Annotated in this window: 1 protein-coding gene; it reads left to right on the top strand. The window is 68.2% G+C overall.

All coding sequences use genetic code 11. From position 1 onward, the window contains the following. The coding region (locus ACJ8HH_RS23825) for a condensation domain-containing protein (RefSeq protein ID WP_442520251.1) at positions 1-2,214 on the top strand (2,214 nt) is incomplete at both ends.

Raw genomic sequence — 2,214 nt, 5'->3', positions numbered from 1 at the left:
CATCGAATGCGGGGAGATAGAGGCGGCGCTGGCGACGCACCCGGCGGTGCGCGAAGCGGTGGTGGATGCACGGGCGGTGGGCGACGACAAACGGCTGGTGGCGTGGGTGGTGCCGGCCGTGGACGTGGCGGAAGAAACGTTGGCGGGCGCGCTGCGGCAGCATGTGAGCGCGGCGCTGCCGGACTATATGGTGCCGTCGGCCTGGGTGGTGGTGGTGGCGTTGCCGCTGTCGCCGAATGGCAAACTGGATCGGCGGGCGTTGCCGGAGCCGCAGGGGGCGCAGAGCCAGGCGGCGTATGAAGCGCCGCAGGGTGAACACGAAACGCTGCTGGCGGCGATCTGGCGCGAGCTGCTGAACGTGGAGCGGGTCGGCCGCCACGATAACTTCTTCGAACTGGGGGGCCACTCGCTGCTGGCGGTGAAGTTGATGGCTCAGCTGCGGCGCGCCGGTTGGGGAGCGAACGTGCAGACGCTGTTCTCAACGCCGACGCTGTCGGCGCTGGCGCAGGCGATGAGCGCGCAAGGTGAGGTCGACATACCGGAAAACCGGATTTTACCGGGCGGGGCCTCCATTACGCCGGAGATGTTGCCGCTGGCGACGCTGAGCCAGCCGGAGATCGACGCGGTGGTAGCGCAGGTGCCGGGCGGCGTGGCCAACGTACAGGACATCTACGCCTTGTCGCCGCTGCAGGAGGGGATTTTGTTCCACCATCTGCTGGCGGAACGGGGCGACCCGTACCAGCTGTCCGCGGTGCTGCGTTTCGACAGCCGTGCGCGCCTGGACGCCTGGCTGGCGGCGATGCAGCAGGTGATCGATCGCCATGACATTCTGCGCACCGCGTTCATCACGCAGGGCATGTCCTCGCCGGTGCAGGTGGTGTGGCGCAAGGCTGAGCTGGCACTGAGCGAGCGGCGTTTCGATCCGGCTGACGGCCCGATTTGGCGACAGCTGGCGGCCAGCTTTGATCCGTTGCAGCAGCGGCAGGATCTGACCCGCGCGCCGCTGCTCAACTTTACCGTCACGCAGGAGGAGGACGGCAGCTGGTGCGCCTTGCAGAAGTGGCATCATCTGATTGGCGATCACTCCACGCTGGCCTTCATGGAGCAAGAGATCGGCGAGATCCTCGCCGGCCGTGGGGCACAGTTGGGCGTCGCCCAGCCGTTCCGCAATGCGGTGGCGCAGGCGCGCCTGGCTCTCAGCGAGGCGGAGCACGAAAGCTTCTTCCGCGACATGCTGGCGGATATCCGCGAGCCGGTGCTGCCGTTCGGCCTGAGCGACGTGCACGGCGAAGGGCGGCAAATCGCCTGCCGCTACCAGGCACTCTCTTCGGCGCTGAACCTGCGGTTGCGGCAACAGGCGCGGCGGCTGGGCGTCAGCCTGGCCAGCCTGTGCCACCTGGCCTGGGCGCAGGTGCTGGCGAGCGTCAGCGGGCGAGACGCGGTCGTGTTCGGCACCGTATTGCTGGGGCGTCTGCAGGGCGGCGAAGGCGCGGAACGGGCATTGGGATTGTTTATCAACACGTTGCCGCTGCGTCTGGACATCGATCGGCGAGGCGTGGAGACGGCGGCAAGAGAGGCGCACGTGCGGCTGAGCGGGCTGCTGGCGCATGAACATGCGCCGCTGGCATTGGCGCAGCGCTGCAGCGGCGTCAGCCCTGGGGCGCCGCTGTTCAGCGCCTTGCTCAACTATCGCCACAACAACGGCGAAGCAGTGGCATTGCCGGAAGGCGTCAGCTTGCTGAGCGCCGAAGAGCGCACCAACTATCCGTTCGTGTTATCGGTGGAGGACGGCGGCGATTCGCTGGGCGTGACGGCGCAGGTGACCGAGACGGTCGATGCCCAGCGGGTGTGTGACTATATGGTGCAGGCGCTGAGCTCACTGGCGCAAGCGCTGGAGCAGGCGCCGGAGACGCCGGTGTGTTCACTGGCGGTGGTGCCGGAGGCGGAACGCGAACTGCTGTTGCATGGCTGGAACCGCACCGAGCGTGACTACCCGCTGGATCAGACGCTGGCGGCGCTGTTCGAGCAGCAGGTGCGCCGCACGCCGCACGCCACCGCGCTGGTGAGCGGCGCGGAAAGCCTGAGCTACGCCCAACTGAACGCCCGCGCCAACCGGCTGGCGCACGCGCTGATAGCGCGCGGCGTCGGCCCGGACAGCCGGGTGGCGGTGTGCGCCGAACGCGGCCTGAACATGGTGACGGCGCTGTTCGGTAT

This window comes from Serratia sp. CY32780, from assembly GCF_052169135.1.
Taxonomy (GTDB): domain Bacteria; phylum Pseudomonadota; class Gammaproteobacteria; order Enterobacterales; family Enterobacteriaceae; genus Serratia; species Serratia sarumanii.
The sequence above is the reverse complement of the archived record's forward strand: the minus strand, read 5'-3'. Positions and strand labels throughout refer to the sequence as shown.